The sequence below is a fragment of the Rhizobium sp. NLR8a genome (genome assembly GCF_019685235.1).
Lineage (GTDB): Bacteria > Pseudomonadota > Alphaproteobacteria > Rhizobiales > Rhizobiaceae > Rhizobium.
This window is the reverse complement of sequence record NZ_JABDWI010000004.1, coordinates 384,744-410,681: the sequence shown is the minus strand read 5'-3', so window position 1 is coordinate 410,681 and position 25,938 is coordinate 384,744. Positions and strand designations below refer to the sequence as shown.

Annotated in this window: 24 protein-coding genes; 9 read left to right on the top strand and 15 right to left on the bottom strand. The window is 62.0% G+C overall.

All coding sequences use genetic code 11. The annotated features are described in order from the left end of the window. Positions 1–163 precede the first annotated feature (163 nt). The 10 genes from HJC04_RS10215 to HJC04_RS10170 form a co-directional block, all read right to left on the bottom strand. Positions 164–553 carry a hypothetical protein gene (locus tag HJC04_RS10215; protein WP_088395213.1) on the bottom strand — a complete coding sequence of 130 codons (390 nt, stop codon included), beginning with the start codon at positions 551–553 and terminating at the stop codon, positions 164–166. Between the two features lie 16 nt (positions 554–569). After that, positions 570–1,124: a chemoreceptor glutamine deamidase CheD gene (gene cheD, locus HJC04_RS10210; RefSeq protein WP_210629220.1), complete on the bottom strand. Its 555-nt coding sequence runs from the start codon at positions 1,122–1,124 to the stop codon at positions 570–572. Further along, positions 1,121–1,510, bottom strand: coding sequence for a response regulator (locus HJC04_RS10205; RefSeq protein ID WP_004672258.1), 390 nt, complete (start codon positions 1,508–1,510; stop codon positions 1,121–1,123). The genes cheD and HJC04_RS10205 overlap by 4 nt, the downstream gene beginning before the upstream one ends. Continuing rightward, positions 1,511–2,554: a chemotaxis response regulator protein-glutamate methylesterase gene (gene cheB, locus HJC04_RS10200; protein ID WP_210629221.1), complete on the bottom strand. Its 1,044-nt coding sequence runs from the start codon at positions 2,552–2,554 to the stop codon at positions 1,511–1,513. Then, positions 2,551–3,459 carry a protein-glutamate O-methyltransferase CheR gene (gene cheR / locus HJC04_RS10195; protein WP_020920377.1) on the bottom strand — a complete coding sequence of 303 codons (909 nt, stop codon included), beginning with the start codon at positions 3,457–3,459 and terminating at the stop codon, positions 2,551–2,553. The genes cheB and cheR overlap by 4 nt, the downstream gene beginning before the upstream one ends. Beyond that, positions 3,456–3,923: a chemotaxis protein CheW gene (locus HJC04_RS10190; protein WP_011424005.1), complete on the bottom strand. Its 468-nt coding sequence runs from the start codon at positions 3,921–3,923 to the stop codon at positions 3,456–3,458. The genes cheR and HJC04_RS10190 overlap by 4 nt, the downstream gene beginning before the upstream one ends. A 3-nt stretch (positions 3,924–3,926) precedes the next feature. After that, positions 3,927–6,206 (bottom strand): chemotaxis protein CheA, encoded by a 2,280-nt coding sequence (locus HJC04_RS10185; RefSeq protein WP_210629222.1) that lies wholly within the window; start codon positions 6,204–6,206, stop codon positions 3,927–3,929. A gap of 17 nt (positions 6,207–6,223) precedes the next feature. Beyond that, positions 6,224–6,589, bottom strand: a complete 366-nt coding sequence (gene cheY1 / locus HJC04_RS10180; protein WP_003570362.1) for a chemotaxis response regulator CheY1 — start codon at positions 6,587–6,589, stop codon at positions 6,224–6,226. Beyond that, entirely contained in the window at positions 6,586–6,882 is a 297-nt protein-coding gene (locus HJC04_RS10175) for an STAS domain-containing protein (RefSeq protein ID WP_210629223.1), read from the bottom strand. The genes cheY1 and HJC04_RS10175 overlap by 4 nt, the downstream gene beginning before the upstream one ends. A 63-nt stretch (positions 6,883–6,945) precedes the next feature. After that, entirely contained in the window at positions 6,946–8,577 is a 1,632-nt protein-coding gene (locus HJC04_RS10170) for a globin-coupled sensor protein (protein WP_221145995.1), read from the bottom strand. 641 nt (positions 8,578–9,218) lie between these two features. Here HJC04_RS10170 and HJC04_RS10165 point away from each other — a divergent pair. Continuing rightward, the gene (locus tag HJC04_RS10165) at positions 9,219–10,640 is read left to right on the top strand and encodes a glycosyltransferase family 39 protein (RefSeq protein ID WP_210629225.1); all 1,422 of its coding nucleotides are present in this window, start codon (positions 9,219–9,221) and stop codon (positions 10,638–10,640) included. Positions 10,641–10,656: 16 nt separating this feature from the next. Here the strand turns inward: HJC04_RS10165 and HJC04_RS10160 are convergent, their stop codons facing one another. Further along, complete coding sequence (locus HJC04_RS10160) at positions 10,657–10,908, bottom strand: helix-turn-helix transcriptional regulator (RefSeq protein WP_221145986.1); 252 nt, start codon at positions 10,906–10,908, stop codon at positions 10,657–10,659. Between the two features lie 79 nt (positions 10,909–10,987). On the opposite strand from HJC04_RS10160, the gene ybaL reads away from it, so the two are divergent. The 4 genes from ybaL (at position 10,988) to HJC04_RS10140 (ending at position 16,762) form a co-directional block, all read left to right on the top strand. Further along, on the top strand, positions 10,988–12,805 hold the full coding sequence (ybaL, locus tag HJC04_RS10155; protein WP_221145984.1) for a YbaL family putative K(+) efflux transporter: 1,818 nt from the start codon (positions 10,988–10,990) through the stop codon (positions 12,803–12,805). A 54-nt stretch (positions 12,806–12,859) separates the two neighbouring features. After that, positions 12,860–13,237 (top strand): hypothetical protein, encoded by a 378-nt coding sequence (locus tag HJC04_RS10150; RefSeq protein WP_210629228.1) that lies wholly within the window; start codon positions 12,860–12,862, stop codon positions 13,235–13,237. A gap of 85 nt (positions 13,238–13,322) precedes the next feature. Further along, complete coding sequence (gene secD / locus HJC04_RS10145; RefSeq protein WP_210629229.1) at positions 13,323–15,872, top strand: protein translocase subunit SecD; 2,550 nt, start codon at positions 13,323–13,325, stop codon at positions 15,870–15,872. Between the two features lie 173 nt (positions 15,873–16,045). Continuing rightward, positions 16,046–16,762 carry an ATP-binding protein gene (locus HJC04_RS10140; protein ID WP_221145982.1) on the top strand — a complete coding sequence of 239 codons (717 nt, stop codon included), beginning with the start codon at positions 16,046–16,048 and terminating at the stop codon, positions 16,760–16,762. Between the two features lie 136 nt (positions 16,763–16,898). Here the strand turns inward: HJC04_RS10140 and HJC04_RS10135 are convergent, their stop codons facing one another. The 3 genes from HJC04_RS10135 to HJC04_RS10125 all read right to left on the bottom strand — a co-directional run bounded on the left by HJC04_RS10135 (position 16,899) and on the right by HJC04_RS10125 (position 18,925). After that, positions 16,899–17,336 carry a response regulator gene (locus tag HJC04_RS10135; protein ID WP_210629231.1) on the bottom strand — a complete coding sequence of 146 codons (438 nt, stop codon included), beginning with the start codon at positions 17,334–17,336 and terminating at the stop codon, positions 16,899–16,901. Between the two features lie 28 nt (positions 17,337–17,364). Next, positions 17,365–18,069, bottom strand: coding sequence for a helix-turn-helix transcriptional regulator (locus HJC04_RS10130; RefSeq protein ID WP_210629232.1), 705 nt, complete (start codon positions 18,067–18,069; stop codon positions 17,365–17,367). Between the two features lie 478 nt (positions 18,070–18,547). Next, positions 18,548–18,925 carry a PleD family two-component system response regulator gene (locus HJC04_RS10125; protein ID WP_221145980.1) on the bottom strand — a complete coding sequence of 126 codons (378 nt, stop codon included), beginning with the start codon at positions 18,923–18,925 and terminating at the stop codon, positions 18,548–18,550. 194 nt (positions 18,926–19,119) lie between these two features. Here HJC04_RS10125 and HJC04_RS10120 point away from each other — a divergent pair, with 194 nt between their 5' ends. The 4 genes from HJC04_RS10120 to HJC04_RS10105 are packed head-to-tail and all read left to right on the top strand — an operon-like array spanning position 19,120 to position 24,980. Beyond that, complete coding sequence (locus HJC04_RS10120; RefSeq protein WP_210629234.1) at positions 19,120–21,264, top strand: PAS domain S-box protein; 2,145 nt, start codon at positions 19,120–19,122, stop codon at positions 21,262–21,264. Then, entirely contained in the window at positions 21,251–21,676 is a 426-nt protein-coding gene (locus tag HJC04_RS10115; protein WP_210629235.1) for a response regulator, read from the top strand. Before HJC04_RS10120 ends, HJC04_RS10115 begins: the two co-directional genes overlap by 14 nt. Before the next feature lie 4 nt (positions 21,677–21,680). Next, a complete protein-coding gene (locus HJC04_RS10110) occupies positions 21,681–23,276 on the top strand; it encodes a response regulator (protein WP_210629236.1) in 1,596 nt (531 codons plus the stop codon). A gap of 21 nt (positions 23,277–23,297) precedes the next feature. Next, positions 23,298–24,980: a VOC family protein gene (locus HJC04_RS10105; protein WP_259668839.1), complete on the top strand. Its 1,683-nt coding sequence runs from the start codon at positions 23,298–23,300 to the stop codon at positions 24,978–24,980. Here HJC04_RS10105 and HJC04_RS10100 read toward each other — a convergent pair. Beyond that, positions 24,946–25,851 (bottom strand): DMT family transporter, encoded by a 906-nt coding sequence (locus HJC04_RS10100; RefSeq protein ID WP_210629238.1) that lies wholly within the window; start codon positions 25,849–25,851, stop codon positions 24,946–24,948. The two genes, HJC04_RS10105 and HJC04_RS10100, sit on opposite strands and share 35 nt — an antisense overlap. Positions 25,852–25,938 lie beyond the last annotated feature (87 nt).

Genomic DNA, 25,938 nt, shown 5'->3' with positions numbered 1-25,938 from the left:
GCTTATTGCCTCATCCGACGAATAATAGGCGAAACTTGTGCGAGCGTTTCGTGAGGAGCGCGCGAGAGCGAAAGGCTGAAGCATGTCGCGCGGCGAGTTTGCGAGAACGACATGCTTGAAAAGGACCCGAGGCGCGAGAAGCGGAGTTGAAAAACCGTTCGCTTCAGAAGAAGTCGAAGTCGCCGGCGGCCTTGCTCAGCGGCTGCGAATGACCGTGGCGCGTGGAGCCGCCCAGCGCCTTCTGCATCTCCGCCAGCTTGACGAGGCTGAGCGCGGTGGCGACGTCGACCGTCCAGCCGAGCGGGATTTCGCCGGTGATGGTGTCGATGAATTCGGCAAGGCCGCGTGACTTCTGCACGGCCAGGTCGATGCCCTGCATGACCTTCATGGCGTCAGGCGAGTTCAGAATTTCAGCGCCACCGAGGTCGAGAAGCTGCGGCTCGATGCGCTCGATCAGGTAAGCCACATCGTGCAGTTCCGAAACGATGCGCATCAGGATGTCGCTCAGCGCTTCGACAGGCGCGGGCGGCTCCATCACCGGAGTAAATGTCATATCAAAATCCTCGCCATCAAAAAAATTCGATGCTGGTTTCGGCGGGCTTCTGCGGAGCGGCGGGACGCTGCTCGAGAGCGACGGTTCTCTGCGTTTCGGCGCCGGTCAAAGGGTATTGCCGGGCCCGACCGGAGACCGGCCAATATTCGAGCTTGCGCCCATGCTCTCCGCCTGTGGAGGAGCCGACCACCGGAATGCCTTCATCCCTCAGGAACTGCATGGCGAAGGCCGCATTCTGCTCCCCGACGTTGGAGAAAGTCGAGATCGTCTTGGCGCCGCCGAAGATCTTTGCCTCCAGCCGGTCGCGCCGGGCGCCCTGCTTCAGGAGACCGTTGATCAGCAATTCCATCAGATGCACGCCGTAGCGTGTGGCATCGCCGCCTGATGTCGGCGACGTCGCCGAGCCGGGCAACAGAAAGTGGTTCATGCCGCCGACACCGGCGACCGGATCTCTGAGGCACGCAGCCACGCACGAGCCGAGAATGGTCGAGAGAACCGCATTCGGATCGCTCAGAACCTTGTACTCGCCTTGAATGATGTGCACGCGGCGGGCTGCCCCCTCAATGATCATTTCAGAGCTCCAAACACGGCTTCGATAGCAGCTTTCATCTTCTCGATCGTGAATGGCTTGGCGAGCACGTTGTTGGCACCGAGTTGGGCCGCTTTCTGCACCAGCGCGCGATCGCCCTGGGCGGTGAGGATGATGAAGGCCGCCTTCTTGGTGTTCGGGTTGGTGCGCACGGCCTGAAGGAAGCCGATGCCATCCATCTTCGGCATGTTGAAATCAGAGATCACCAGGTGGTGCGGCTGCTCGGTCATGATCTTCATGCCCTGCTCGCCGTCGCCTGCGGATGTGATCTGCTTGAAGCCGAGCTGGGTCAGCGCGTCGCTGAGCAGCAACCGGCTCGTTACCTGATCATCGACGATCAGAACTTTGATTTTCTCCGCGATCGACATTTATTCGGTCCCTTCCTTTCGGGCGGCTGTCAATTTCAATATTTCTTCACCGATGGCAGTCAGTGGCAGCTGCTGCTCGACGGCGCCAAGTTCGTGAGCAACCCTTGGCATTCCGTAAACGACGCAGGTTTTTTCGTTCTGGCCGAGCGTTCTGGCGCCCGCGTGGCGCATTTTCAACAATCCGGCGGCGCCATCGCGGCCCATTCCGGTCAGAATCACGCCGACGGCATTGCGGCCTGCGAGTTCCGCGACCGAATCAAAGAGCACGTCCACGGACGGGCGGTGACCGTTGACGGGCGCCCGGTCGACGAGACGGCAGCACGGCGCGGAGCCGCCGCTGACCTGAAGATGACGTTCGCCGCCCGGCGCCAGATAGATCTTGCCGATCTCGAGACGGGCGCCGTCGGTCGCTTCCTGCACCACCGGCGCGCAGAGACGGTTCAGCCGCTCGGCGAAGCTCTTGGTGAAAGTCGGCGGCATATGCTGAGTGATGACGGTCGGTGGGCAGTTTGCCGGGAATTTCTGCAGCACGGCGATCAGCGCCTCGACGCCGCCGGTCGACGAGCCGATCGCGACGATCTTGCGGCCGACGCGAAAATCGGCGACGGAGGGCGGGGGCGCGACGGCGGCGGTCGGTTGGGAGAACTGACGCTGCGTGCGCGCGGCCGCCTTGACCTTCTCGGCGAGATCGCCGAAGGGCCTGGGTTCGCCGGGACCTGGCTTGCCGACGCAATCAAAGGCACCGATCTCAAGCGCCGCAAGCGTCGCTTCGGCACCGCGATGCGTCATCGTCGAGACCATGATCACCGGCATCGGCCGCAGGGTCATGATCTTTTCAAGGAAATCGAGGCCGTTCATGTTCGGCATCTCGATGTCGAGCGTCACGACGTCGGGATTCAGCCGCTTGATTGCCTCCCGCGCTTCCAGCGCGTCGCCGGCCTGGCCGATGACGCTCACTTCCGGGTCGGAGCTCAGCACCGCGGTAATCAAACCCCGCATGGTCGGCGAGTCATCAACAACGAGAACTCTGGCCGGAGCGCTCATGCCTTCCTCCCGAGACCCTTGGTCGTGTAGCGATAGGTCGTGATGCCGATATTGTCGAAGACGTGCTTCGCCTCACCGGAGACGCGCTCGGAATGGCCGATATAGAGATGGCCGCCTTCCGGCAGCAGGCCGGCAAAACGCTGCCAGATCTTCATCTGCGTCGGCTCGTCGAAATAGATGACGACGTTGCGGCAGAAGATGACGTCGAACTTGCCCTTGAACGGCCATTGCGCCATCAGGTTCAGCTCATTGTAGGTGATCAGCCGCTTGACGCGGTCGTCGACCTGGAACTTGCGCCGGCCCTGCACCTCGACTTCGCTGAACCATTGCTTGCGCATGGCGGGTGAAACGGTTTCGAGCGCGCTCTCGTCGTAGGCGCCGGCCCGGGCGATGGCGAGGATTTTCGGATCGATGTCAGTGGCCAGGATCTTGAAGTCGTAATCGGCGACGTTCGGCATCAGCGACAGCACGGTCAGCGCGATCGAATAGGGCTCCTGCCCGTCGGAGGAAGCAGCCGACCAGATGCGCACCCTGCCGCCCGATCTCGCCCGCTGCAGAAGCTCCGGCAGAACATGATCGCGCAGATGCTCGAAATGATGGTTTTCGCGGAAGAAGCGAGTGAAATTGGTCGTCAGATGCGAGAGCATTTCGCGGCGCGCCGCAGCCCCCGCCGGCGAAGCGACGAGTTCGCAATATTCCCGGAAGCCGGACAGACCAAGATTGCGGATATGTTTCGACAGACGCGAATAAACGAGCGAGGCCTTCGTCTCGTTGAGGAAGATGCCGGCATCCGAGTAGATCATGGCGGCGATTTCCGTAAGGTCGCGGCGCGTCAGCGGATATTCTCCGCTCGCCAGCACCTCATCGGCTCCCTGCCTCTGATCTTTTGCACCCATTGCACTCATGCGGCTTCGCTTTCGGTCTCGGAAAAGAGGGCTTCAAGTTCGATCAGGCAGATCATGCGCTTGTCGATGGCGAGAATGCCCCGGGCAAATTGGCGCTCGAGGTCGGAGGAGATTTCGGGCGTCGGCTGAATGATCTCGTCGGTGACGGTCAGAATGTCGGAGACGGCGTCGACCAGGAGGCCGACGACCTTGCGACGGACCTGGGCGACGATGATGACATGACGGGCTGTGGGATCGGCCGGCTTCATGCCGAGCCGGGCGGCAAGATCGATGATCGGCAGCACCGCGCCGCGCAGGTTGATGACCCCCAGCATATAGGCAGGCGAGTGCGGCATCGCGGTCGCGGGGGTCCAGCCCCGGATTTCGCGAACCGACATGATATTCACGCAAAATTCCTGATCTCCGATGCGGAACGCGATCAGCTCGCGATCCCCCTGGTTCAGACTTTTTACAGCGTACGACATTCCTTACCCTACCGCTGCTAACGACATTTCCGCTTTGAGCGACTGGCCGCGCGAGGCGCCGACAACCGCGTCGACATCGAGGATGAGCGCCACGCGGCCGTCGCCAAGGATGGTGGCGGCGGCGATGCCGGGCACATGGGTGTAGTTGGCCTCCAGGCTCTTGATAACCACCTGGCGCTGACCCTGGATGGCATCGACCATCAGGGCGCGCTGGCCGCCGCCTTCCGATTCCACCAGCAGCGCCACGCCCTCGACGGGGTTGGCCTGGGTCGCGCGGAAGTTCAGGATGCGACCGACATCGACCAATGGGCAGAACGAGTTGCGGATCGAGATCAGCCGGTGGTTCGCGCCGAAGGAGTGGATTGCGGACGCTTCCGGCTGCAGGGTTTCGACGATCGCGGTCAGCGGCACGACCAGCGTCTGGCCGGCGACGGTGACTACCATGCCGTCGAGAACGGCAAGCGTCAGCGGCAGGCTCATGGTGAAAACCGAGCCGTGGCCCGGCTTGGAGGTGATGTTGATGCGGCCGCCGAGCGCCTGGATCGAGCGCTTGACGACGTCCATGCCGACGCCGCGGCCCGATATGTCGGAGATCTTGTCGGCCGTCGAGAAGCCCGGCAGGAAGATCAGGTTATCGATTTCCTCATCCGACAGGTTGGCGTCGGCGGGGATGAGATCGTTGTCGATCGCTTTCTGGCGGACCTTCTCGCGGTTGATGCCGGCGCCGTCGTCGGCAAGCTCGATCAGGATGCGGCCTGAGCGGTGCTTGGCGGTGAGGCGAACCGTGCCTTCGGTGTTCTTGCCGGCGGCTGCGCGTTTTTCCGGGGTTTCGATGCCGTGGTCGACGGCATTACGGATCATGTGGGTCAGCGGCTCGGCCAGCTTGTCGATAACCGTCTTGTCGACTTCGGTATTTTCACCTTCGGTAATGAGGCGAATCGACTTGCCGGTCATATCGGCGATTTCGCGGACGATACGCGACATGCGCTGGAAGACCGGCTTGACCGGCTGCGCGCGGATCGCCATGACCGAGTCCTGGATCTCGCGGGTGAGCTGCTGCAGCTCCTCGAGACCCATGTTGATCGAGGACGTGCCTGTTGTGTCGTTCTCGATGACGCTCTGCGACAGCATTGCCTGGTTGATGACCAGTTCGCCGACGAGGTTGATGAGACGGTCGACGCGGTCGAGATCGACGCGGATTGTCTGGCCGGCGCCGGCGGCATTGTTCTGGGCGGCGGCATTGGCCGCGGCGGCCGCGGCGGCCGATTCCTTCTTCTCGACGCGAGCGGCGGCTGCCGCCATCTGCGTGACGTTGGAAGCGGTTTCGGCGGCGGCAACGGCAGCGACCGTGTCTTCGGACCGTGCAGCGGAAACGCTCTCCGTTGCGTCGGTCTCGTCCAGGATCGAGAGGTCGAAGGGAACCGGCACCATCGGCAGTTCCTCGTTGCTCGAAGCGGCGCCACTGGTCTCCTCAACCGGCTTCACCGTCAGCTCGCAATCCCACTCGGCGAATTCGAAGACGGCGCGGATCGCATCCTCGCCCTTGTCGGTCTTGAGCGTGACGTTCCAGAAGAAATAGGCAGCCTCCGGATCGAGCTCTTCGAGACCCGGCAGCTCATCCGTATTGCAGTAGATCGTCATTTCGCCGAGGCGCGAAAGGTCGCGCAGCAGCAGGGTGGCGTCGTTACCCTTCGAATAGAGTTCGTGGCGCGGCTTGAAGGTGATCTCGTAGGCCGGCAGGCCGGTCTCTGCGCCGTCCTCGTCGGCGAAATCGTCGAAGGAAAAGGGGACGGGCTGGAAGCCGCTGTCGTCGGTCGGCTTGGGGGCCGGCGCCGGAGCGGCCGGAGACGCCTTTGCGGCGGCCTTGGGCGCAGGCGCTTCGGCCGAAGGAGACGGCAGCTCGCCGTTGGCCAGCGCCTCGAGCTCCTTGACGAGGCCGCGGCTGCGGCTTTCATCGACACTGCCGCCGTCGCGTGCAGCATTGGTCAGGTCGGCGAGCACATCGGCCGACTTCAGCATCACCTTCAGGACGTCCTGGGTCGGCTCGAGCTTGTTGGAACGAACGCAATCGAGAGTGGTCTCGAAAACATGGGCGAAGGCAACCAGATCATCAAGGCCGAAGGCGCCGGCACCCCCCTTGATCGAATGCACGGCACGGAACACCGCATTGACGGTTTCCGGATCGCGATCGCCATCGTTCATTTTCAGCAGACCGGATTCCAGCTCGGCGAGCTGTTCCTCGCACTCCTGGAAAAAGATCTCTTTGATTTCGTTCATATCCATAGGAGCAAATCCTGGGTTTAAGCGGTTACGCGCTCAATTGCATCGATCAGCTTGGCCGGGTCGAAAGGCTTGACGATCCATCCGGTGGCGCCGGCCTGGCGGGCGCGGTTCTTCTTTTCCGCATCGCTCTCGGTGGTCAGGACCAGGATCGGGATCGCCCGATATTTTTCGTTGCGGCGCACACCTTCGATGAAGCCGAAGCCATCGAGGCGCGGCATATTGATGTCGGTCACGATCACGTCAGGATTGGATTCTTCGAGCACCTCAAGGCCCTCGACGCCGTCTTCCGCCTGGATCGTCTCGAAACCGGCATTGTTCAGCGTCACGAGCAGCATGTTTCGGATGGTGCGGGAATCATCCACGGTAAGCACTTTTTTCTTCATTGCCGAATCTCCTTGGCAAGCAGGTGGTCAATATTGACGCCAACCAGCTGCATGGTTTTGTGAAATGCGTCGGACACCTTGGAGAAGGTGAATGGCTGCTTGTCCTGCTCCCAGGTCTTCTCGGCGGACATCAGGACCTGAGCGCAAAGAGCCCCGATCCGCTCGACGCCCGATGCGTCGATTGAAAGACCGCTGCCCCTGAGAGAAAGGAGCTTGTCACGCAAGGCGGAAGCCTCGTTGAGATCGAGCACCGCTGTCAAATTCAGCGTCTTGCCACTCTTCTTTGCTACCATCAGCTTGTCCTTGTCCCTTTGTCCCCGGCCCGAAAAGATGAGCTGCGGCGATCATCCGATAGGTTAGTAAACATTCCGCCCACCTCCGACGCTTACGAGCGATTGCGGAAGGCCAAAATCATCATTTTCGTATTCGTCTTCGACCGCAGGACGGGCAGCCGCTTCGATCGCGCGCGACGGCGCCGCGCGGACCGATGCTGCACGCCCGGTGTGCGCATTTTCCCGGGCGATGCGGAATTCGCGAATCGTCTGGCCGAGCTCGAGAATGACGGTATGGAGGTGGTCGGCGCCTTCGGCGGAGCATTCGGCCAAACCGGCATTGTCCGCCACCTCTGCGCCGAGACCCTTGACGTCGGCCGCCACGCCGTCGAGGCTTGCGGCATGCTCGCTGGTCCTGGTGGCGATGCCGGATATGGCGGCGTTGATGTCGGTGACCTGCCGCACGATGCTGCCGATCGAATCCTGGGTACGTCCGACCATCTGCACGCCGGCGTCGACCTGCGCCTTGGTCGTCGTTACCAGGGTCTTGATCTCGCGGGCGGCGTCGGCCGAGCGCTGGGCAAGCGCGCGGACTTCCTGGGCAACGACGGCAAAGCCGCGGCCGGAATCGCCAGCGCGGGCCGCCTCGATGCCGGCGTTCAGCGCCAGCAGATTGGTCTGAAAAGCGATCTCGTCGATCGCGCCGATGATCTGGCCGATCTTCTCGGCCGACTGCTCGATGTCGGCCATGGCGCTGATGGCGCGGCCGACGACCTCGCCGCTTTGTTCGACCGCAGCGCGCGTCGAGGCGGCCGCCTGTTCGGCGGCGCGGCTGTCGGCGGCGCCGTCGCGCACGCTTCCGGCAATGCCGGCAAGGGCAGCGGCGGAAAGCTGCAGCCGGCCTGCCTGGCCGGACGCAGTGCCGGCGAACTGCCGCGACTGAGCGGCAAGCGAAGCGGTCGCCGTCTCGGCCTTATCAGCGCGTTCGGTCATGGCGGCGAATTCTGCCTGCAGGCCATCCAAGGCGCCGTTCAGGGCGGCGGCGATGCCGGCATAGGCGCCGTCGGCCTCGACAGGCGCGCGCCGCGTCAGGTCGCGGGCGGCGAGGCCCTCGATAACCTCACCGAAGATCCGCCCAATCTCCGCTTCACTTCCGGCGCGCTGATCGGCGAGCGCGCGGCTCTGGGCGGCTCGCAGCGCATTGAAGCGAAGCGAAACGGCAATTTCCACATCGACCATGACGATGCGGATGATCGCCGTCATCAGATCGGAAATTTCGCGGGTGCGGCGCCTGGCCGAGGGCAGCAGGGGCCGGCCGGCGATCTCTTCGGCGAGGCCGGAAAGGACGTGTTCCAGCATGACGCCATGGCCGGCCACGTGCCAGCGCGGCTCGAGGCCCATCTTGCTTTCGGTGTCGGCGAGGACCTTGACACGCTCGGCATAGAGGCTGTCGAAGCGCGCATCCGTCAGCAGGTCCCAATGCGAGGACTGCAGATCATGCAGACGATCGACCTGTCGGTCGCTCTCGAAATTGCGAGCGGCGTCGGGATAGGACTGGAACCTGTGGAAGAGATCGCGCAGGCCCGCTTTCAGATGCGCTTCGAGGGCCGGTCGGTTACGGCGCACCAGTTCGCACTGATCGGCATCGAGACCGGCAAAACGCAGGCGGTCGCGCAAGCTGCCTGCCTGCGCTCCACGAGCCTGATCTGATGGCATGTCCTGCCTCAACGCCTGTCCCCGACCCACTTTCCAGGCGAATGCCCGGCAAAAACTTTTGCAGCATTCGATGAACGCAAGCGCGGAGCCGGTCTTCACCACCGGCGACGACCGGCAGGTAAAAGCCCCTGATCAGCTATGTTTCGAAGCTGTCTGAAGAGATGGATACCGGATCGACCCGGTACGGCGGTACGGCGTCATGCCTGCTGGGAACGAGCACATCTTCCCATTCCGACGTGTAACCCAATGTTTATGGTTAATTCCTTGCCCGAAGGTTAATACGCCGTTCCAGGCGCAGGCTTTTGGAGCAATTCAAGGCAGTTCGCAGGAAATACTTCCACGGAGTTGCACGGCTGCTACAAGGCACACGCAAGCTCCGTGTTATAGGCCGGTCGACAACCAAGACATGACGTCGACAAGGACAGAGCAATGATTGTTCTCGGATTGGGTTCCTGCTTGATCGCAATGGGCGTACTTGCCGCCATCGCCAGCCTCGATTTCCTTGCCGCAAACCGCGACATCCGCATGCTTCGGGTGTTCTGAAAGCTCTCCCGCTCCAAGCCGATCCATTCCCCGTTGGCAGTCCGGCGCCTTTGGTGTAATCGCACTCGCGCCTTTCATGTCAGCGGAACACTCGGTTCATGTCCCCCAGATCTGGTCTCCTCATCGTTCTCGGCTTCACGTTCTGGCGTGTCGTCACGCTGCGTTTCGATGCTACTGACCTGTTTGTCGACGAGGCGCAGTACTGGTTCTGGTCGCAGAATCTCGATCTCGGCTATTATTCGAAACCACCGATGATCGCCTGGGTGATCCGGGCAATGACGGAGCTTTCCGGCTCCAACGCCATCTATTTCATCAGGCTGCTCGGGCCGCTGATCCACATGGCGGCAGCACTGGTGCTGATGAAGGTGGCAAAGCGTTTCGTCGGGCCGGAGATCGAAGGCTGGACGGGCGCCACCTATATTACGCTGCCGGGGGTGGCGCTTTCTTCAGTGTTCTTCTCGACCGACGTCATCCTGCTGTTCTTCATCGCGATCGCTCTGCACGCCTATTTTGGCCTGACGCAGCGGCGCTCGGTCGGACTGGCGCTCATCATGGGCCTCGGCGTCGGCCTCGCCTTCCTGACGAAATATGCCGTGCTGTTCGTCGTGCCGGGCGGCGCGATCGCCCTCCTGCTCATTCCGTCGGCGCGCATCGCCGTCCGGGACTTCATCATCGCGGTCGCGGTTGCGGCTGTCGTCGCCCTGCCAAACCTCTGGTGGAACCTGCAACACGACAATACGACGGTGCGCCATACGCAGGATATCGCCCATTGGAGCGACATCGGCATCAATCTGCGGCGCGGGCTCGAATTCTTCTCCGCCCAATTCGGCGTCGTCGGACCGATCATCTTTTTCGCAATGCTCTGGGCGGTCTATCGCATGATCAAGGGCCGGAGCGACGACCGCGAAAAGATGCTGATCTGGCTGTCGATGCCGGTGGTGGTGCTGATCACCTTGCAGGCGACCGTCGCGAAAGCCTATGCCAACTGGGCCGTGACCGCCTATGTCGCGGGGACCATTCTTGCCGTCTGGCTGCTTTACCGGATGTGGCCTAAGGGGTTGAGGCTGTCGCTCACCATCAACGGCATCGCAAGCCTGCTCTTTCCGCTGGCGACGATCTTTCCGCAGCAATTGCTGCTGCCGAACGGCGACGAATTGATGAAGCGCTATCTTGGTCGCGCCGAGGTCAGCCGCGAGGCGGGAGCCCTTGCAGCTCAGGCCGGCACCGACATTATCGTCACCGACAACCGCGATATGGTCGCCGACCTCTTTTATACACTGCGCGACGCATCCTACAGGATCTACGCCCGGGCGCCCGCAGGACTTCCGGAGAGCTACTACGAGCAGGAGTTCGCGCTGCCCGCCGACGTCACCGGCAAGGTGCTTTTCCTGACGGACGTCCCCCTTAGCTGTGCCACGGAAACGCCGGAGGTACTGAAGAAATGGCAGCCGACCGCGGGCTATTACAAGGGCAAGGCGCTTTCCATCTACAAAGTCTCCGCCGGCTGCCTGGCGCCCTGAGCCGGCTTCAGCCTGTTCAATTGTGCAGGCAGAGGCCGGTGCCTGCCCCTTCGATCTCGACGAACCTGACACCACCGCTTTCGAAGGCAAGGCGCAACTGCGCCTCCGTCGCGCGGTGGATGTCGTGGTGGCGTCCCTCGTAATCGCGGATGGTGCTGCGCGAGACGGCGGCTCTTTCGGCCAGATCGGCCTGGGTCCAATCTAGCAGGCCGCGCGCCGCGCGGCAGAGAGCCGGGGTGAGAATTGTTTCCCTTGCGCCTTGACCCATGGTTTAATGTTGCCCATATTGGTTGAGATAGACCATATATGTCATATTGCGCACGGGATTTCCAGATCGGGAGACAGCAATGCCGCACGATACGCCCTTGATTTCGACAATCGTCGGCGGCCTCGTGCTGGCTTTCATCTTCGGCGCCCTTGCTCATCGGCTGCGCATGCCGCCGCTCGTCGGCTATCTGATCGCCGGCGTGCTGGTGGGACCGCACACGCCGGGCTACGTGGCGGATCAGAGCCTTGCGCCGGAGCTTGCCGAAATCGGCGTCATCCTGCTGATGTTCGGCGTCGGGCTGCATTTCTCGCTCAAAGACCTGCTGTCGGTACGCGGCATCGCGCTGCCGGGTGCCATCGTGCAGATCAGTTTTGCGACTTTGCTCGGCTGGGGGCTCGGCGCCTTGATGGGCTGGCCGACCGGCGGCAGCCTGGTCTTCGGCCTGGCGCTGTCGGTCGCCTCTACCGTCGTGCTCTTGAAGGCGCTGCAGGAGCGCCGGCTGGTGGAGACGGAGCGCGGCCGGATCGCCGTCGGCTGGCTGATCGTCGAAGACCTCGCCATGGTGCTGGCGCTGGTGCTGATCCCGGCGGCAGCCAGCATCGGCGGCGGCCATGGTCCGGTCGAGCCGCTGTCGGCGGCTCTGAACAGCCTGCTCGGCCTCGATCTCGGCATCGGCGGGATAATCGCCATGACGCTTGTCAAGGTGGCGCTGTTCGTGGCGCTGATGCTGGTCTTCGGCCGCAAGCTCATTCCCTGGACGATGCACCGCATCGCCCACGCCGGCTCGCGCGAGCTCTTCCGGCTCGGTGTGCTCGCCATCGCTCTTGGCGTTGCCTTCGGCGCGGCGAAGCTCTTCGGCGTGTCCTTGGCGCTCGGCGCCTTCTTTGCCGGCATGGTGCTGGCCGAAAGCGAGCTCAGCCACCGCGCGGCCCAGGAAAGCCTGCCGCTGCGCGACGCCTTTGCCGTGCTCTTCTTCGTCTCGGTCGGCATGCTGTTCGATCCGAACATCCTGCTCGACAGGCCGCTGCCGATCCTTGCCACCGTCTTCATCATCGTCATCGGCAAGTCCGTCGCCGCCTTTCTGATCGTGCTCGCCTTCAGGAAGCCGCCCGGCACGGCGCTGACGATTTCGGCAAGCCTCGGTCAGATCGGCGAGTTCTCCTTCATTCTCGCCGCTCTCGGCACCGAACTCGGGCTGTTGCCGGAGGAGGGCCGCGACCTGATCCTTGCCGGCGCCATCATCTCGATCGTCCTCAATCCGCTGCTGTTCTTCCTCTGCGACCGCATGCGGCCTCTTCTCGAAGGTGCAAAGCGCGAGGAAACCGTGGCCGACCCCGCTTCCGCCGCGGTTGCGGATCCCGCTCAAGAGCAGGCGGCGTCTGACAACGACGACGCGCATCCGACCACGCTAACCGGCCACGCGATCCTCGTCGGCTATGGCCGGGTCGGCAGGATCGTCGGGCAGAATCTCAAATCGTCCGGCACGCCCTTCCTCGTCATCGAGGATTCCGACAAGCGCATCGGCGAGTTGAAAGCACAAGGGATCGAAGCCTTCATGGGCAATGCGGTGGCGCGGGAGACGCTCGATCTCGCCAATCTTTCGACTGCGCGCAGCCTCGCCATCGCCATCCCGAACGCCTTTGAGGCCTGTCGCATCGCCGAGCAGGCGCGCAGCGTCAATCCCTCAATCCTCATCGTCGCCCGCGCCCATTCCGACGGCGAGGTCGACGAACTGATACAATACGGCGCCGACACCGTCATCATGGGCGAACGCGAAATCGCGCTTGGCATGGTTGACCGGCTCGCTCAAGTGCATCATGAGAGTGTTTCCTATGAAGACAGGCAGGAGCCTGATACAATCATCCCGAGGGGCACTGCTCCGCCGGAAAGAGAATGAGAGATTGGCGCGCTTTTGAGCCGATACGGTAGTGACATCGCCGGGACGGAGGAGATGGAGCTGGACCAGCACCGTCTGACGAGCCGTATCGCCGCTTCCCTCCTCTTCGCCATTCTTGCCTATATCGGCCTGCTTTTCGGCGGCAATCTCATTGAGCCGGCGACCGCCGTCAACACGCTTTCCTCTTCCGGCCGCGATCCCCAGCCGCAGCAACTGAGCGCGCGCGAAGCCGTGCGCGGGGTGCTCGTCGCCGAGCGCAAGCTTGCGCCGAAACAGACCGGCTACGACGCCGGACCGCCGGCCCTTGCCGCCGCCCCTGCTGTCGACTTTACCGGCTGGGACATCGCCGCTCCTCTTGCGGCATTCGAGCCTGCGCTTCATCAGGCAGTTTCCAGGACCCATCAGGCGCGCGCACCGCCGATCGTCGCCTGAGGCCTGCGCCGAGCGGCGCTTCCGACCATTGACGACATGCCGCCAGCGCCCGGGCGCCGGCCCTCGATTATCTAAGGAATACAACATGCGTACTTCACCATGGCTGGTGTTCACCTATACGGTGATCATCGTGATCGGCTTATTCATCGCCCTGCCGAACGTCCTGCCGCAGTCCACCCTCCAGCGCATTCCGGCATGGCTGCCGCATGAGCAGGTGTCACTCGGCCTCGACCTTCGCGGCGGTTCGCACCTCGTCCTGGAAGTCGACGAAGCGGACCTGACCAAGGAGCGGCTGCAATCGCTGCTTCAGGACGCCCGCCGCGTCCTGCGCGAAAAGGGCATCCAGCCAAAGGCCGTCGTGCGCAGCCAGAATCAGATCGTCGTGACGCTCGCCGATGCCGCGCAGAGCGATGCGGCTGTCACCGATCTGAAGACGCTTGCCAACCCGATCAGCACCGGCCTCAGCGCCGGCCAGGCAGATCTCAATGTCACCGCAAACGGAGCGACCATCACTGTCGGCTTCTCGCCAGCCGGCATCTCCGCCAATGTCGACAATGCCGTCCAGCAGAGTCTTGAAGTCATCCGCCAGCGCGTCGACCAGGTCGGCGTGTCCGAGCCGACCATCCAGCGCATCGGCGGCAACCGCGTGCTCGTCCAGCTTCCGGGCGCGCAGGATCCGTCGCGCCTGCGTGAACTTCTGGGCTCCACGGCAAAGATGTCGTTCCACATGCTGGCGCCGAACAACCAGCCCGGCCCCGGCGTCACCATGCTGCAGGACGACGAAGGCAGATCCTATCCAGTGCTCGATCGTGTCGAAATCTCCGGCGACCGCCTTTCGGATGCCCGCGTCAGCTTCGATCCCAACACGCGCGAACCCATCGTCAGTTTCCGCTTCGACAGTGCCGGCGCCACCCGCTTTGCCGAGATCACCCGCCAGAATGTCGGTAGTCCCTTTGCCATCGTCCTTGACAACAAGGTGCTGAGCGCTCCCGTCATCCGCGAGCCGATCACCGGCGGTTCCGGCCAGATCTCCGGCAACTTCTCGGCCGACAGCGCCACGACTCTTGCCGCCATGCTGCGCGCCGGCGCCCTGCCCGCCAAGCTGACTGTTATCGAAGAGCGCACGGTCGGCGCCGATCTCGGCGCTGACGCCATCAAGATGGGCATCTATTCCGGCATCGTCGGCTTCGCCCTTGTTGCCGCCTTCATCTTCGTTCTCTACGGCACCTGGGGCATCCTCGCCAATGTGGCGCTGCTGATCCACACGATCCTGACCTTCTCGGCCCTGACTCTGGTCGGCGCGACGCTGACGCTGCCCGGCATTGCCGGTGTCGTTCTCGGCATCGGCCTTGCGGTCGACGCGAACGTCCTCATCAACGAGCGCATTCGAGAAGAGACCCGCAAGGGTAAGGGCGCCTTTGCCGCCATCGACACGGGCTTCAATCGTGCCTATTCGACCATTATAGACGGCAACATGACGGCCCTGATCGCTGCGGCCATCCTGTTCTGGTTCGGTTCCGGACCGGTTCGCGGCTTTGCCGTGACCATGGCGCTCGGCCTGATCATCTCGATGTTCACCTCGGTTGCCTTCGTTCGCGTCGCGATGATCGAGATTACCCGCCGCCGCAGGTTCAAGGTGCTGAACATCCGGCCGTTGATCCCCTTCAGCCCTTATGACAAACACATCCAGTTCATGAAGGCGCGCTTCTTCGGCGTCACCGTTTCGGCGCTGCTTTCGATTGCCTCCGTCGTGCTCTTCATCCATCCCGGACTCAACTACGGCGTCGATTTCCGCGGCGGCATCCAGATGTCGGTCAAGACGAAAGAGGCGGCCGATCTTGCGAAGTTCCGCGAGGGACTTGATAGTCTCGGCCTCGGCGAAATCACGCTACAGACCTTTGGCGACAACAACAGCATTCTCGTTCGGGCGCAGCGGCAGGAAGGCGGCGAGGAGGCGCAGACGGCTGCGGTGACCAAACTGAAGGCCGAAGTCGCCAAGATCGATCCGAGCGCTACCGTCGAAGGTACCGACGTTATCGGCCCGAAGGTCAGCGGCGAGCTTGCCTCGGCCGGTATCCTGTCGGTCGTGATCGCCAGCTTCGCGATGCTCATCTATATCTGGGCGCGGTTCGAATGGCCGTTTGCCGTCGGCGCCATCGTTACGCTGGTGCTCGACGTCACCAAGGCGATCGGCTTCTTCGCAATCACCGGCCTCGACTTCAACCTCACGGCCATTGCCGCCATCCTGACGCTCGTCGGCTATTCGGTGAACGACAAGGTCGTCGTCTACGACCGCATGCGCGAAAACATGCGGCTCTACAAGTCGATGCCGCTGCGCGAGATCATCGACAAGTCGATCAACGAGACCCTGGCGCGAAGCCTTTACACCAACGCAACGGCCTTCCTCGCCCTGGTGCCGATGGCGATCTGGGGCGGCAGCGCCGTTTCGAGCTTTGCGATCCCGATGGTCTTCGGCATTCTGGTGGCCGGCGCCTCGTCGATCTTCATCGCCGCACCGATCCTGCTGTTCCTCGGCGACTGGCGCCGCCGCCACGCCAAGGCGGCACTGGCAACCGATACGGCAGCCGAAATCATCCCGCCGGAAGAGGGCCGCTCGCGCAAGTCGGTGAGCTGAAAAACGGGTTGTTAACGTATCCTTGAAGAGGGCGCCGGTTGCAGAGCCGGCGCCCTCTTTCTATTGTTGCCTATTGCCAGGATAAAATTGTGCAGCAATTCAAGATATTACAGCGTCCGTCGCGCGGCTGAAAAAGGCGCGCGACGCCGCAGCAGAGATCGGGAAACCGCCAGATGTCACCCAACCCGGCGAAACCGCCTGAGACCAATATTGCCGGCGATAACGAGGAGCGCATCAAGCGCTTTCTCGCAACCGCCTCGCACGACCTGCAATCGCCGCTGCGCCATATCGCCATGTATGCCGAGCTGCTGCTCGACGATCTCGAGGAGACACTCGACGGCGAACAGCTTCAGAGCCTCAAGATGATCCTGGAAAAGGCGCAAGCCGCACAACGCCTCACCAAGGCACTGATGAGCCTTGCCGGTGGAACACCACAGGTAACGCCCGAAAAGGTCGACCTGAAGGCCTTGGCCGAGAAAATCTGGGGCGACCTCATCGATGAGACGGGGGCTCGCGACGCGACGTTCGCCAGTAAGGGACTCCCCTCCATCCGCACCGACCCCGCGCTGTTCGGACTGGTGCTGAGGCAGCTCATGTCCAACGCACTCACCTATCGGAACTCATCGCCGCCTCATGTGGCGATGACGGCGGAACAAGAGGGGGCGAACTGGTTCGTCCGGATTTCCGATAACGGGATAGGCATCGATCCTGCTTATCGAGAACGGATCTTCGAGCCGTTCTGGAAATTGCCGAAGGCGGGGGCAGCCCCCGGCGCCGGCCTTGGCCTGACGACGGCGCAGGAACTTCTGAAGGCGCTTGGCGGCGATATCAGTCTCGAGCATTCCGACGAAACCGGCAGCCGCTTCACCATTCGCCTTCCCGCCGGCTAAGCAACCTATTGCAATCGCTCAGCTTCGTTTGCCGTGCTTGAAGCGCATTGCGATCTCAGATTCGCTGGACGTGCTTCCAGTCCTTTTCTGCGCATGCCGCTACCGCAAAACGTTCGCGCTATTTTGCGCGCCACGCTCAAATGCTGTAATCGTCCTTCCAGAAATCCGGGACATCATAGTTCACATATTCGCGGATGATGTGCTGCAGCGTCTGAACGTCGATTTCGTCCTTGCCGATGCGGAAGTCGACGCCGTAATCCGGGAATTCCTGGAAATAGCCACCCGATATGTCGGTCGAGACGACGCCGATCGGGCCGGTATAGCCGATGCCGCGCAACTCCGGCACCGTCTCGCGGAAATCGGCATTGGGCAGAAGGCGATTGTCGAGCAGGATGAGATCGAAGCGCGCCGCGCGGACCTTTTCCAATGCGTCTCCGATCGACGGCGAATATTCGACTTCGACCGCCGGCTCGGAGAGATCTGCGATCTTCTTTTTGAGCGCGCGGAATTCGATGAACTCGTCATCGACAAAGAGAACCTTTACGGCATTCTGTCGGACCGTTTTGGTGATCATTTCATTTTCCCAGTCCCGAAGCCAATTTTCACGAAACCAACCCATTCCTCAGGGCGATCGCCACCATGTGGACGCGGTTCACGGCGTCGAGCTTACGCGCGGCCGCAGTGATATGCGAATTGACCGTATGTTCGGACAGACCGAGAATGATGGCGATTTCGGCCGAGGTCTTGCCTTCGCTGGTCCATTTGACGATTTCCGATTCGCGCTGGGTCAACCGTCCGGACATCTCAGGCGTCAGGATTTCCTCGTAGAGCTTGTCGAAAATGCGCATGGCATCCAGAAGCATGTCGGCGATCTCACCCTGATCCGGCTCTTCACGCTCGCCGCTCAGCACGAGGCAATATCGCCGCCCTTCGGGCGTGAACAGCGGAATGAAGAGGAAGACGCCGCAGCGGAACTCGTTGAAAAGCAGATCGGAGGGAAAGGTGTCCGGCTGCGCGCTCCTGCCATGGACGGGCGTCGCCAAAAACTGGGCGCTCTTTGCCCGGACGGTCCCGAGCGCCTCCCTCAACGTCGCAATGAAAAGGCCGACCCGTCGCTCGGCGACATTGGTGATGACGATATCGCGCTCGCCGAAAGGAGTCGAAGCCTCGGAAATGCGGGCAAGCGCGAAATTGTCGAAGTGGTAATGCTGCGCCGCCGCTTTCAGCAGACGGAAAAAATCGGTGCGGTTAATCGCCCGGCTCAGCTCCGGTCCGGCATGAAAAGGAGTTGCCGCGGCATTGTTCATTCCCACTCTTCCTCTCCTCCCGCCATGCCCCCGATCCCCAAATCTTGGGATATACGTCTTAAACGCGAACAGCTACAAAAATTGCGAGACGGTTGATGAGAGATATCGAAACGGGGACTTTCGGTATACAAGGCGGATATCATCAAATGCCTCAACTACAGGTGATGCACGGGCAGATATACTGAGGGGCAGTAATTCTTACCTGGGTATCGTAAATCTTCGCGCGTTCAACATCCATGAATGCGAGAAGGCAGTGCCAGACGTAAGCGCGAGAGAGCCGATAGGCCCATTCAGCTAAGGGGTTGGCTGGAAGTTCGTGGCGGCGAACACGGGTCAATCGGTTCTCTCAGCGCTTATTTTTTGTTCCGTCCTTTTCGCTTCGGTTGCATCTTGAAATGCACACTCCGCCTTGTCAATTGCGGTTTGTCACTTCGCCCGGACGAACGCCAGGAAACGCACCATTCGGTTTCGCTGTTTCCTACACTTCCAGATTGAGAAGGATCGCGGCGAGGTCAAGCGGCTTCTCAAGGTAAAGATCGGCACCGGCTTCGAACGCGCGCGCGCGATCCTCATCGGCATCCGATCCGCTGCAGATGGCGAGACGCATCGTTCTGAAACGATCATCCCCGCGCAGGCTGCTTACCAGACCAATGCCGCTGTCGAGGGGCATGTAGAGATCGGCGACCAGCAGCTCCGGCGGGGCCCAGCCTTCCGCCACGCGCTGCTTCAGCGCCTCCAGCGCCGTCTCGCCCGTCGAGAAACAAAATAGATCGACGTCTATCTGCTGCTTCTTGCGGATATAGTCGAGATAGAAGAGATCGTCCCTGCTGTCGTCGACGTAAACTATCGTAGGCATGCGGCACCGTGATCTGGGTATTGTTCGAATGAACCTCGTTGTCTTCCGACGTCACGATATCGCGATTTCACGAAAATTCGATCTGCCCGATCGAAAAATCATTTCGGAAAAAGCGCGATGGCGGCGTCCACTGCCTATTGAGTATTCCTCGATTTCGGAAAAAATGGCCGCGCGAACCGAGAGAGGATACACGGGTGCAGGATAAGGGCAACGTGGACCTGCAGGACCAGCGGAGGCGATGGCGCTACCGTGCCTTCGCGATTGCGGTCGGTTGCCTGCTGTTCCTTCTCGGGGTGAGCGCCCTTGCCGGCTGGCTGTTGCAGATCAAGCTCATCATTTCGCTCTTCCCCGGCTTTCCGTCGATGGCCTTCAACACCGGGCTCTGCTTCATACTGTCCGGCCTTGGGCTTGCCGCATCGACGTTTTCCGCCCGTCGCTTTCTTACAATGGCAACTGTCATGACTGGGTTTGCAGCGGCGATCGCGGCAGCCCGGCTCGTGGAAATCGTCACCGCCGGCCGGACCGTCCACTATGTCGACCAGTTGATCACTGGCTGGGTGATTCCGCCCGATTTCATCGCAGAGATCGGCGGCGGCATGGGACCCAATACAGCGCTGATCTTTCTGATCGCCAATCTTTCGCTGCTGCTCTCGCTTCATGTGGAAAAGTCTGGAAATCAGGTGGTGCAGGAGCTGACCGCCTATGTCGTCGTCACGCTCGGCATGATCGCGCTCGCCGGCTATCTCACCGACGCCGAACAGGGCTACCGCTGGGGCCCCTATGCGGCGATGGCTTTGCACACGGCGATCGGAATGGTGCTTTTCGGCGCGGGCCTGCTTGCCCGCTCCTGGTGGATGCAGCCGACAAACCGGGCGCAGATTCCGCTCTGGATTCCGGCGGCGGTCTGCTTCACCGGCCTTGTCGTCGATCTCTATACGCCGCTCGGCCTTGCCAACGGCATTCTTTATGTGCCGCTGGTGCTGACGGCCCTCTGGTTCGGCAACAGGAATGCGCCGCTCTTCTTCGCCTTTGCCTGCACCGTGCTCCTCATGCTCGGCTTCTTCGCCGTCAGGCATGACGAGGCGGCATTCTGGCAGGAGATCGCCAACCGCACCATCACCGCTGCCACCCTCTGGCTGATCGCCATCCTTATCTTCTATTTCCTGCGCAACAACAACAACCTGGAAGCCGAACGCGTTCGCTTCGGCGCGCTGGCGCGCAGCACGCCGGATGCCGTCCTCGTCATCGACGGACGTGGAACGATCAAGAGTTTCAATCCGGCAGCCGAGATCATGTTCGGCTATTCGCCGCAGGAAACGATCGGCCGGAACATCAAGATGCTGATGCCCGAGCCTTATCATTCCGAGCATGACGGCTATCTCTCCCATTACCGGCAGACCGGCGAGGAACGTATCATCGGAACGACGCGGATGGTCTCCGGTCGGCGCAAGAACGGCATCGTCTTCCCGATCGAAGTGTCCATCAGCGTTGTCGTCAGCGGCGAGACCAAGACCTTCGTCGGCATCGTACGCGATATCAGCGAGCGCGTGCGGCAGGAAGAACGGATGAAAACGACGCTTGCCCAGCTCGAGGCCTATACGGCGGAGCTCGAGCGCAGCAACCACGACCTGGACGAATTCGCCTATATTGCCTCGCATGATCTGAAGGAGCCGCTGCGTGGCCTGCACAACCACTCGCGTTTCCTCCTCGAGGATTATGAGGACAAGCTCGACGTGGACGGCGTGCGCCGGCTGAACCGGCTCGTGCGTCTCAGCCAGCGGATGGAGAAGCTCGTCAACGACCTGCTCTACTTCTCCCGGCTCGGTCGGCAGCAGCTGGCAGTCAAACGCACCGATATCGGCCTGATCGTCAAGGATGTGGTCGCGACGATGGAGCTGTTGCTGGAAGAGCGGCATGCCAGGGTCGTCACCGACGGCCGGCTGCCTGACGTGGTCTGCGACGCGCCGCGGCTGACCGAAGTGTTCCGCAATCTCATCACCAATGCGATCAAATACAACGACAAGCCGGCGCCGTTAGTCTCGATCGGCTATCTCGAACGGTTCGTCGGCAAGGACGGCACGGTTGCCCGCAACGTGTTTTTCGTTAGGGATAACGGCAAGGGAATACCCCAGGAATTCCATGAGGACATTTTCCGCATTTTCAAACGGCTCGAAAAGTCGCAGGATTCCGACGACGGGACCGGAGCAGGCCTCACCTTCGTCCGCAAGATCATCGCGCGGCACAACGGCGATATCTGGCTGGAGTCCGAAGTCGGCGTCGGCACCACGTTCTATTTCACCCTGGGAAGAAAGCGCGAGGGGCAGAATGCAGCAGCGTGACACGCAACCGATCTTGATCGTCGAAGACAGTGAAGACGATTTCGAAGCGACGATGCGCGCCTTCAAACGGACCAACCTGCGCAACTCGATCCGATGGGCCGCCTCGGGTCAGGAAGCCCTCGACATGCTCGCCGTGATGGCGCCGAAACCAGGGCTGATCCTGCTCGATCTCAACATGCCGGGTCTCGATGGCCGCAAGACGCTGCAGGCGATCAAGTCGAACGACGGCTGGCGCAAGATCCCGGTGGTGATCCTGACGACGTCAGACGATGAACGCGACATCGAAGGCTGCTACGCGCTCGGCGCCAACACCTATGTGCAGAAGCCGGTCGATCTCGACGGCCTCTTCGCCGCGATCCAGCGGCTGAAGGAATACTGGTTCGAAATCGCGATCCTGCCGCTCGAGGACTGACAGTTTGGCGGAAGACTGCTGCATTCTCATCATCGACGACAACATCGACGACCGCGAGGTCTATCGCCGCATCCTTCGACGTGTCTCCAGCACGGCCTATACCGTCCTCGAGGCGGAGACCGGTGAAGAGGGACTTGCGCTGAACAGCCGGAAACGGCCGAACTGCATCCTGCTCGACTATTCGCTGCCGGGGCGCGACGGACTCGGCGTTCTTGCCGATATATTGGAGGACGATCCCGCCGCAAACGTCATCATGCTGACCGGCCAGGGCAGCGAAACCGTCGCCGTCGAGGTGATGAAGAGCGGCGCGCGCGACTATCTCACCAAGGATTCCCTTTCACCCGAAACGCTGCATCGCTGCATCCAGAACGCCATCATGCACGGCATGCTGGAAGGCCAGCTGGAGCAGAAGCGGCAATCGCTGGAGATCTTCACACGCGCCATGGCGCATGATCTGAAGGAGCCGCTGAGGACGATCAAGTCCTTCAGCCGGATCCTGCACGGTTCTGCAGTGCTTCCGGCGGAAGACCGCGAGCTGCTCGATTATGTCCTGAGCGCCGCCGACCATATGGAAGACCTGATCGTCAAGGTTTCGAACTTCACCAAGCTCGAAGCCTATGGCGGGCCGGAGTTGACGCCGGTCTCGCTGTCTGATGTGCTCGACCAAGTGGAGAACAATCTGCGCCAGCAGATGGAGAGCCGCGGGGCCGTCATCATCCGCGGGCCGCTGCCGGAGGTGATGGGCGATGCGACACTGCTGACCCAGCTTCTCCAGAACCTGGTGTCGAATGCCATCCGCTACTGCGATCAAAAGGTTCCGGAGGTCCAGATCTCGGGCGAAGCGCATGGGAATAGCTGCCGCCTGACGGTGCGTGACAATGGACCGGGCATCGATCCCCAGCACCGCGAGTTGATCTTCCAGCCGTTCAAACGGCTCGTCGGCCGCGGCATCGAGGGCACCGGGCTCGGCCTTGCCATCTGCCGACGCATCGCGCAGCTGCATGGCGGCTCGATCTGGTGCGAACCGGAGAAGGGACCTGGCGCCACCTTCGTCGTCGAGATGCCGCTCGCCGCGGCACGGCCCGCGCCGCCCGCCGCATCAGCCGTTCCGCCCAGCCTGAAGCCGGCGGAGCAGCCGGGCGAGGGTTCCGGCAGGCTTGCCGAGGTGCTGCTGGTCGAAGACAGTCCCGCCGACATCCAGATTCTGAAGATCAAGCTGATGCGGCGGGAGAAGGTGGCCTTCAACCTGCATGTCGCCACCAATGGGCGCGAGGCGATGCGGCTGCTCGAAGAGCGCGCCGGCATAGCCGACGTCCCGCAGATCGACCTGATGCTGCTCGACATCAACATGCCGATCATGGATGGTTTCGAGGTGTTGAACGCGCTTTCGGCCGATGCCCGTCTGAAACGGATTCCCGTCTGCATTCTCAGCACCTCAAGCGATGAGACCGACATGCAGCGGGCCAGAAATCTCGGCGCGCGCGCCTATATGGTGAAGCCGCCGACCCTGCAGCAACTGGAAGAGGCGCTCGAAGATGTCGACCATCTGGAACTGCTCCAGCGCGGCGATTCGCTTGCGCTTTGCGCGGAACAAAACTAAGCGGTGGTCATTGGCAACGGTATGACTTTCGCAGCTCTCATACTCGCGCTCCTGACGACGCCGCTTCAATCAGGACTGCTCTCGATGGTATCAGGCATACATCACGTTACAGCCATCACCCGAAAGGTGCAGGCGAACGTGGATTTTTACGCCGGCTTTCTCGGCATGCGGCTCGTCAAGCAGACGGCCGGCTACGAGGATGCGACGCAGCTCCATCTCTTCTACGGCGATTCGGCAGGCACGCCGGGTTCGCTCGTCAGCTTCCTCGTCTGGGAAGATGGCGCGCCCGGCCGGGCGGGCTACGGCCAGATCAGCGAAATTTCGCTGGCGATCGATCCGGCGAGCATCGGCTACTGGCTGACGCGCGCCATGAGCTTCGGCCTGCGCTCGGAAGGACCCGCCGATGAATTCGGCGAGCCTGTTCTGAGGCTGAAGGATCCCGATAACATCATCCTCAAGCTCGCGGGCGCAAAGGACCTGACATCGCCGGCTGTCTGGGACGGCGCCGCGATCCCGGTCGGGCATGCCGTCCAGCGGGTGCGCGGCGCAACCATGCTGACGGAAAAGCCGGCGGAGAGCCGCAGCTTCCTCGAGCGCCATTTCGGCTACCGCTTCCTGGCCAACCGCGGCACGATCGACAGGCTGGTGTCGCAATCGGGCGATGTCATCGATGTGCGCGATGCACGCGGCTTCTGGTCCGGTGCGCCGGGGACCGGCACGGTCGATCATGTCGCTTTCCGGGCCGCCGATGAGGAGGCGCTGCTTTCGGTATCCAAGGGGCTGGAGAAGACCGATGCATCGCCGACCAACATGCACGACCGCAAGTATTTCCGCTCGCTCTATGCCCGCGAGCCCGGCGGCACGCTGGTGGAGCTTTCAACCGACAAGCCCGGCATGACTGTTGACGAAGAGCATGCAGCCCTCGGCACCAAGCTCTTCGCGCCGCCGGAAGCGATCACCAATCTCGACGACCTCAAGGTGGTTCTGCCGCAATTTTCGTTGCCCGGCCAGCCGCGCATCAATTACCGCGAGCTGCCGTTCGTTCATCGCTTCTACACGCCGCCGAATCCTGACGGCAGTGTCTTCGTGCTTCTGCACGGCTCGGGCGGCAATGAGACGACGCTGATGCCGCTCCTCAACAAGGCGGCACCGCGCGCAACACTGATGGGCGTGCGGGGCCGGGCGACGGAAGAAGGCTTTCCGCGCTGGTACAAGCGCATTACACCCTTCTCTTTCGACCAGAACGACATCAAGACCGAGGCCGAAGCCTTTGCGGCCTTCATCGAAGGCGCCGTCAAATCCTACGGCCTCGATCCGAAGAAGATCGTCTATGTCGGCTATTCCAATGGCGCCAACCTCTTGAACTCGCTGCTCTACCTGCATCCGAACCTCGTTCACAAGGCGGTACTGCTGCGCTCCATGCCTGTGCTCAGTGACTATCCGCATGCCGATCTGAAGGGCACGGACCTGCTCGTCATCAGCGGCAAGACCGATGCCTACGGCAAATATGCGAGCGACCTGGAGGAACGGCTGAAGAGTTCCGGCGCCACCGTCGATTCCGACGTCATCCCCGGCGGCCACGATCTCGGCGACGCCGATGTGCCGATCATTCAAAAGTGGCTGCTTCAGAGAATGGGGGACGATCCAGCGCCGCTGGAGCAGCAAGCGGTCAGGCCGGCGAGCGAGCCGTTCGGGCAACCATGATGCCGGCGAGCACCACCCCGGCGCCCAGCGCCTGCATCGTCCCGATCGCCTCGTCGAGCAGCGCCCAGGCGAGGATTGCGGCGACGACCGGCTGCAACAGCAGCGTCAGCGATGAAAAGGCGGGCGGCAGATAGGCCAGCGCATAGGTGATCGCCACCTGCCCGCCGGCATGACTGACAAAGGCGAGGCCGAAGAGGATCGACCAGCCGTAGAGGGTCGCCGGCAGCATCTGCCCTTCGAAGAAGAAGGCGATCGGGAAGATGCAGACGGCAGCCGATGCCGTGCTCCACAGCATGATGCGGATCGTATCGAACCGGCTGCGCAGCCTGCCGATCGCCAGGATATAGCAGGCATAGAAGAAAGCGGCGATCATCGCGGTGCCGTCGCCGCTCAAGCCGCCATTGCCGAGCCCTGCCGGTCCGCCTTTTAGGATAACGACGCCGGCAAGCGCCAGGACCAGCCCCAGCAGGAAAACACCGCTGGTTCGCGCCTTGAAAAACAGGACGGCGATCAGCGTGACGAAAACAGGCGCGAGGTTTGCGAGCAGCGTCGCGTTGGCGACCGAGGTCATGGTGAGCGAAAGATGCCAGGCGGCGAGGTCGAGCGCCAGCATGAGGCCCGGAAGAACCAGCAGCCCATAATCGGAGAGGCTTTGCGGCTTCGGCCCCCTATCCTTCTTCATGAGCGAGACGATGAAGATCGGGATCAGCGCCAGCGCCACACGCCAGAAGGCAGTGGCCATCGGCCCGGCTTCGGACAGCCGAACGAAGATCGGCGAGCCGCCGATCGCCGCCCCGCCGACAACAAGAGCGGCCAGCGCCAGACGGTTGGAAGGCGAGGCTTCGGAGAGAGTGGAAGCGGTCTGCGACATGGTCTCGATTTTCTTGATTGCCCGAACATTGGCGGCGGGACATTGACTGGAGCGTGCGTAGCAGAAGTCATGTGCCGGCGACAGTCG

Excerpts from the sequence above, each read along its gene's own strand:
- HJC04_RS10215 (WP_088395213.1), bottom strand. The coding sequence starts at position 553 with ATGACATTTACTCCGGTGATGGAGCCGCCCGCGCCTGTCGAAGCGCTG.
- cheD (WP_210629220.1), bottom strand. The coding sequence starts at position 1,124 with ATGATCATTGAGGGGGCAGCCCGCCGCGTGCACATCATTCAAGGCGAG.
- HJC04_RS10205 (WP_004672258.1), bottom strand. The coding sequence starts at position 1,510 with ATGTCGATCGCGGAGAAAATCAAAGTTCTGATCGTCGATGATCAGGTA.
- cheB (WP_210629221.1), bottom strand. The coding sequence starts at position 2,554 with ATGAGCGCTCCGGCCAGAGTTCTCGTTGTTGATGACTCGCCGACCATG.
- cheR (WP_020920377.1), bottom strand. The coding sequence starts at position 3,459 with ATGAGTGCAATGGGTGCAAAAGATCAGAGGCAGGGAGCCGATGAGGTG.
- HJC04_RS10190 (WP_011424005.1), bottom strand. The coding sequence starts at position 3,923 with ATGTCGTACGCTGTAAAAAGTCTGAACCAGGGGGATCGCGAGCTGATC.
- HJC04_RS10185 (WP_210629222.1), bottom strand. The coding sequence starts at position 6,206 with ATGGATATGAACGAAATCAAAGAGATCTTTTTCCAGGAGTGCGAGGAA.
- cheY1 (WP_003570362.1), bottom strand. The coding sequence starts at position 6,589 with ATGAAGAAAAAAGTGCTTACCGTGGATGATTCCCGCACCATCCGAAAC.
- HJC04_RS10175 (WP_210629223.1), bottom strand. The coding sequence starts at position 6,882 with ATGGTAGCAAAGAAGAGTGGCAAGACGCTGAATTTGACAGCGGTGCTC.
- HJC04_RS10170 (WP_221145995.1), bottom strand. The coding sequence starts at position 8,577 with ATGCCATCAGATCAGGCTCGTGGAGCGCAGGCAGGCAGCTTGCGCGAC.
- HJC04_RS10165 (WP_210629225.1), top strand. The coding sequence starts at position 9,219 with ATGTCCCCCAGATCTGGTCTCCTCATCGTTCTCGGCTTCACGTTCTGG.
- HJC04_RS10160 (WP_221145986.1), bottom strand. The coding sequence starts at position 10,908 with ATGGGTCAAGGCGCAAGGGAAACAATTCTCACCCCGGCTCTCTGCCGC.
- ybaL (WP_221145984.1), top strand. The coding sequence starts at position 10,988 with ATGCCGCACGATACGCCCTTGATTTCGACAATCGTCGGCGGCCTCGTG.
- HJC04_RS10150 (WP_210629228.1), top strand. The coding sequence starts at position 12,860 with ATGGAGCTGGACCAGCACCGTCTGACGAGCCGTATCGCCGCTTCCCTC.
- secD (WP_210629229.1), top strand. The coding sequence starts at position 13,323 with ATGCGTACTTCACCATGGCTGGTGTTCACCTATACGGTGATCATCGTG.
- HJC04_RS10140 (WP_221145982.1), top strand. The coding sequence starts at position 16,046 with ATGTCACCCAACCCGGCGAAACCGCCTGAGACCAATATTGCCGGCGAT.
- HJC04_RS10135 (WP_210629231.1), bottom strand. The coding sequence starts at position 17,336 with ATGATCACCAAAACGGTCCGACAGAATGCCGTAAAGGTTCTCTTTGTC.
- HJC04_RS10130 (WP_210629232.1), bottom strand. The coding sequence starts at position 18,069 with ATGAACAATGCCGCGGCAACTCCTTTTCATGCCGGACCGGAGCTGAGC.
- HJC04_RS10125 (WP_221145980.1), bottom strand. The coding sequence starts at position 18,925 with ATGCCTACGATAGTTTACGTCGACGACAGCAGGGACGATCTCTTCTAT.
- HJC04_RS10115 (WP_210629235.1), top strand. The coding sequence starts at position 21,251 with ATGCAGCAGCGTGACACGCAACCGATCTTGATCGTCGAAGACAGTGAA.
- HJC04_RS10105 (WP_259668839.1), top strand. The coding sequence starts at position 23,298 with ATGACTTTCGCAGCTCTCATACTCGCGCTCCTGACGACGCCGCTTCAA.
- HJC04_RS10100 (WP_210629238.1), bottom strand. The coding sequence starts at position 25,851 with ATGTCGCAGACCGCTTCCACTCTCTCCGAAGCCTCGCCTTCCAACCGT.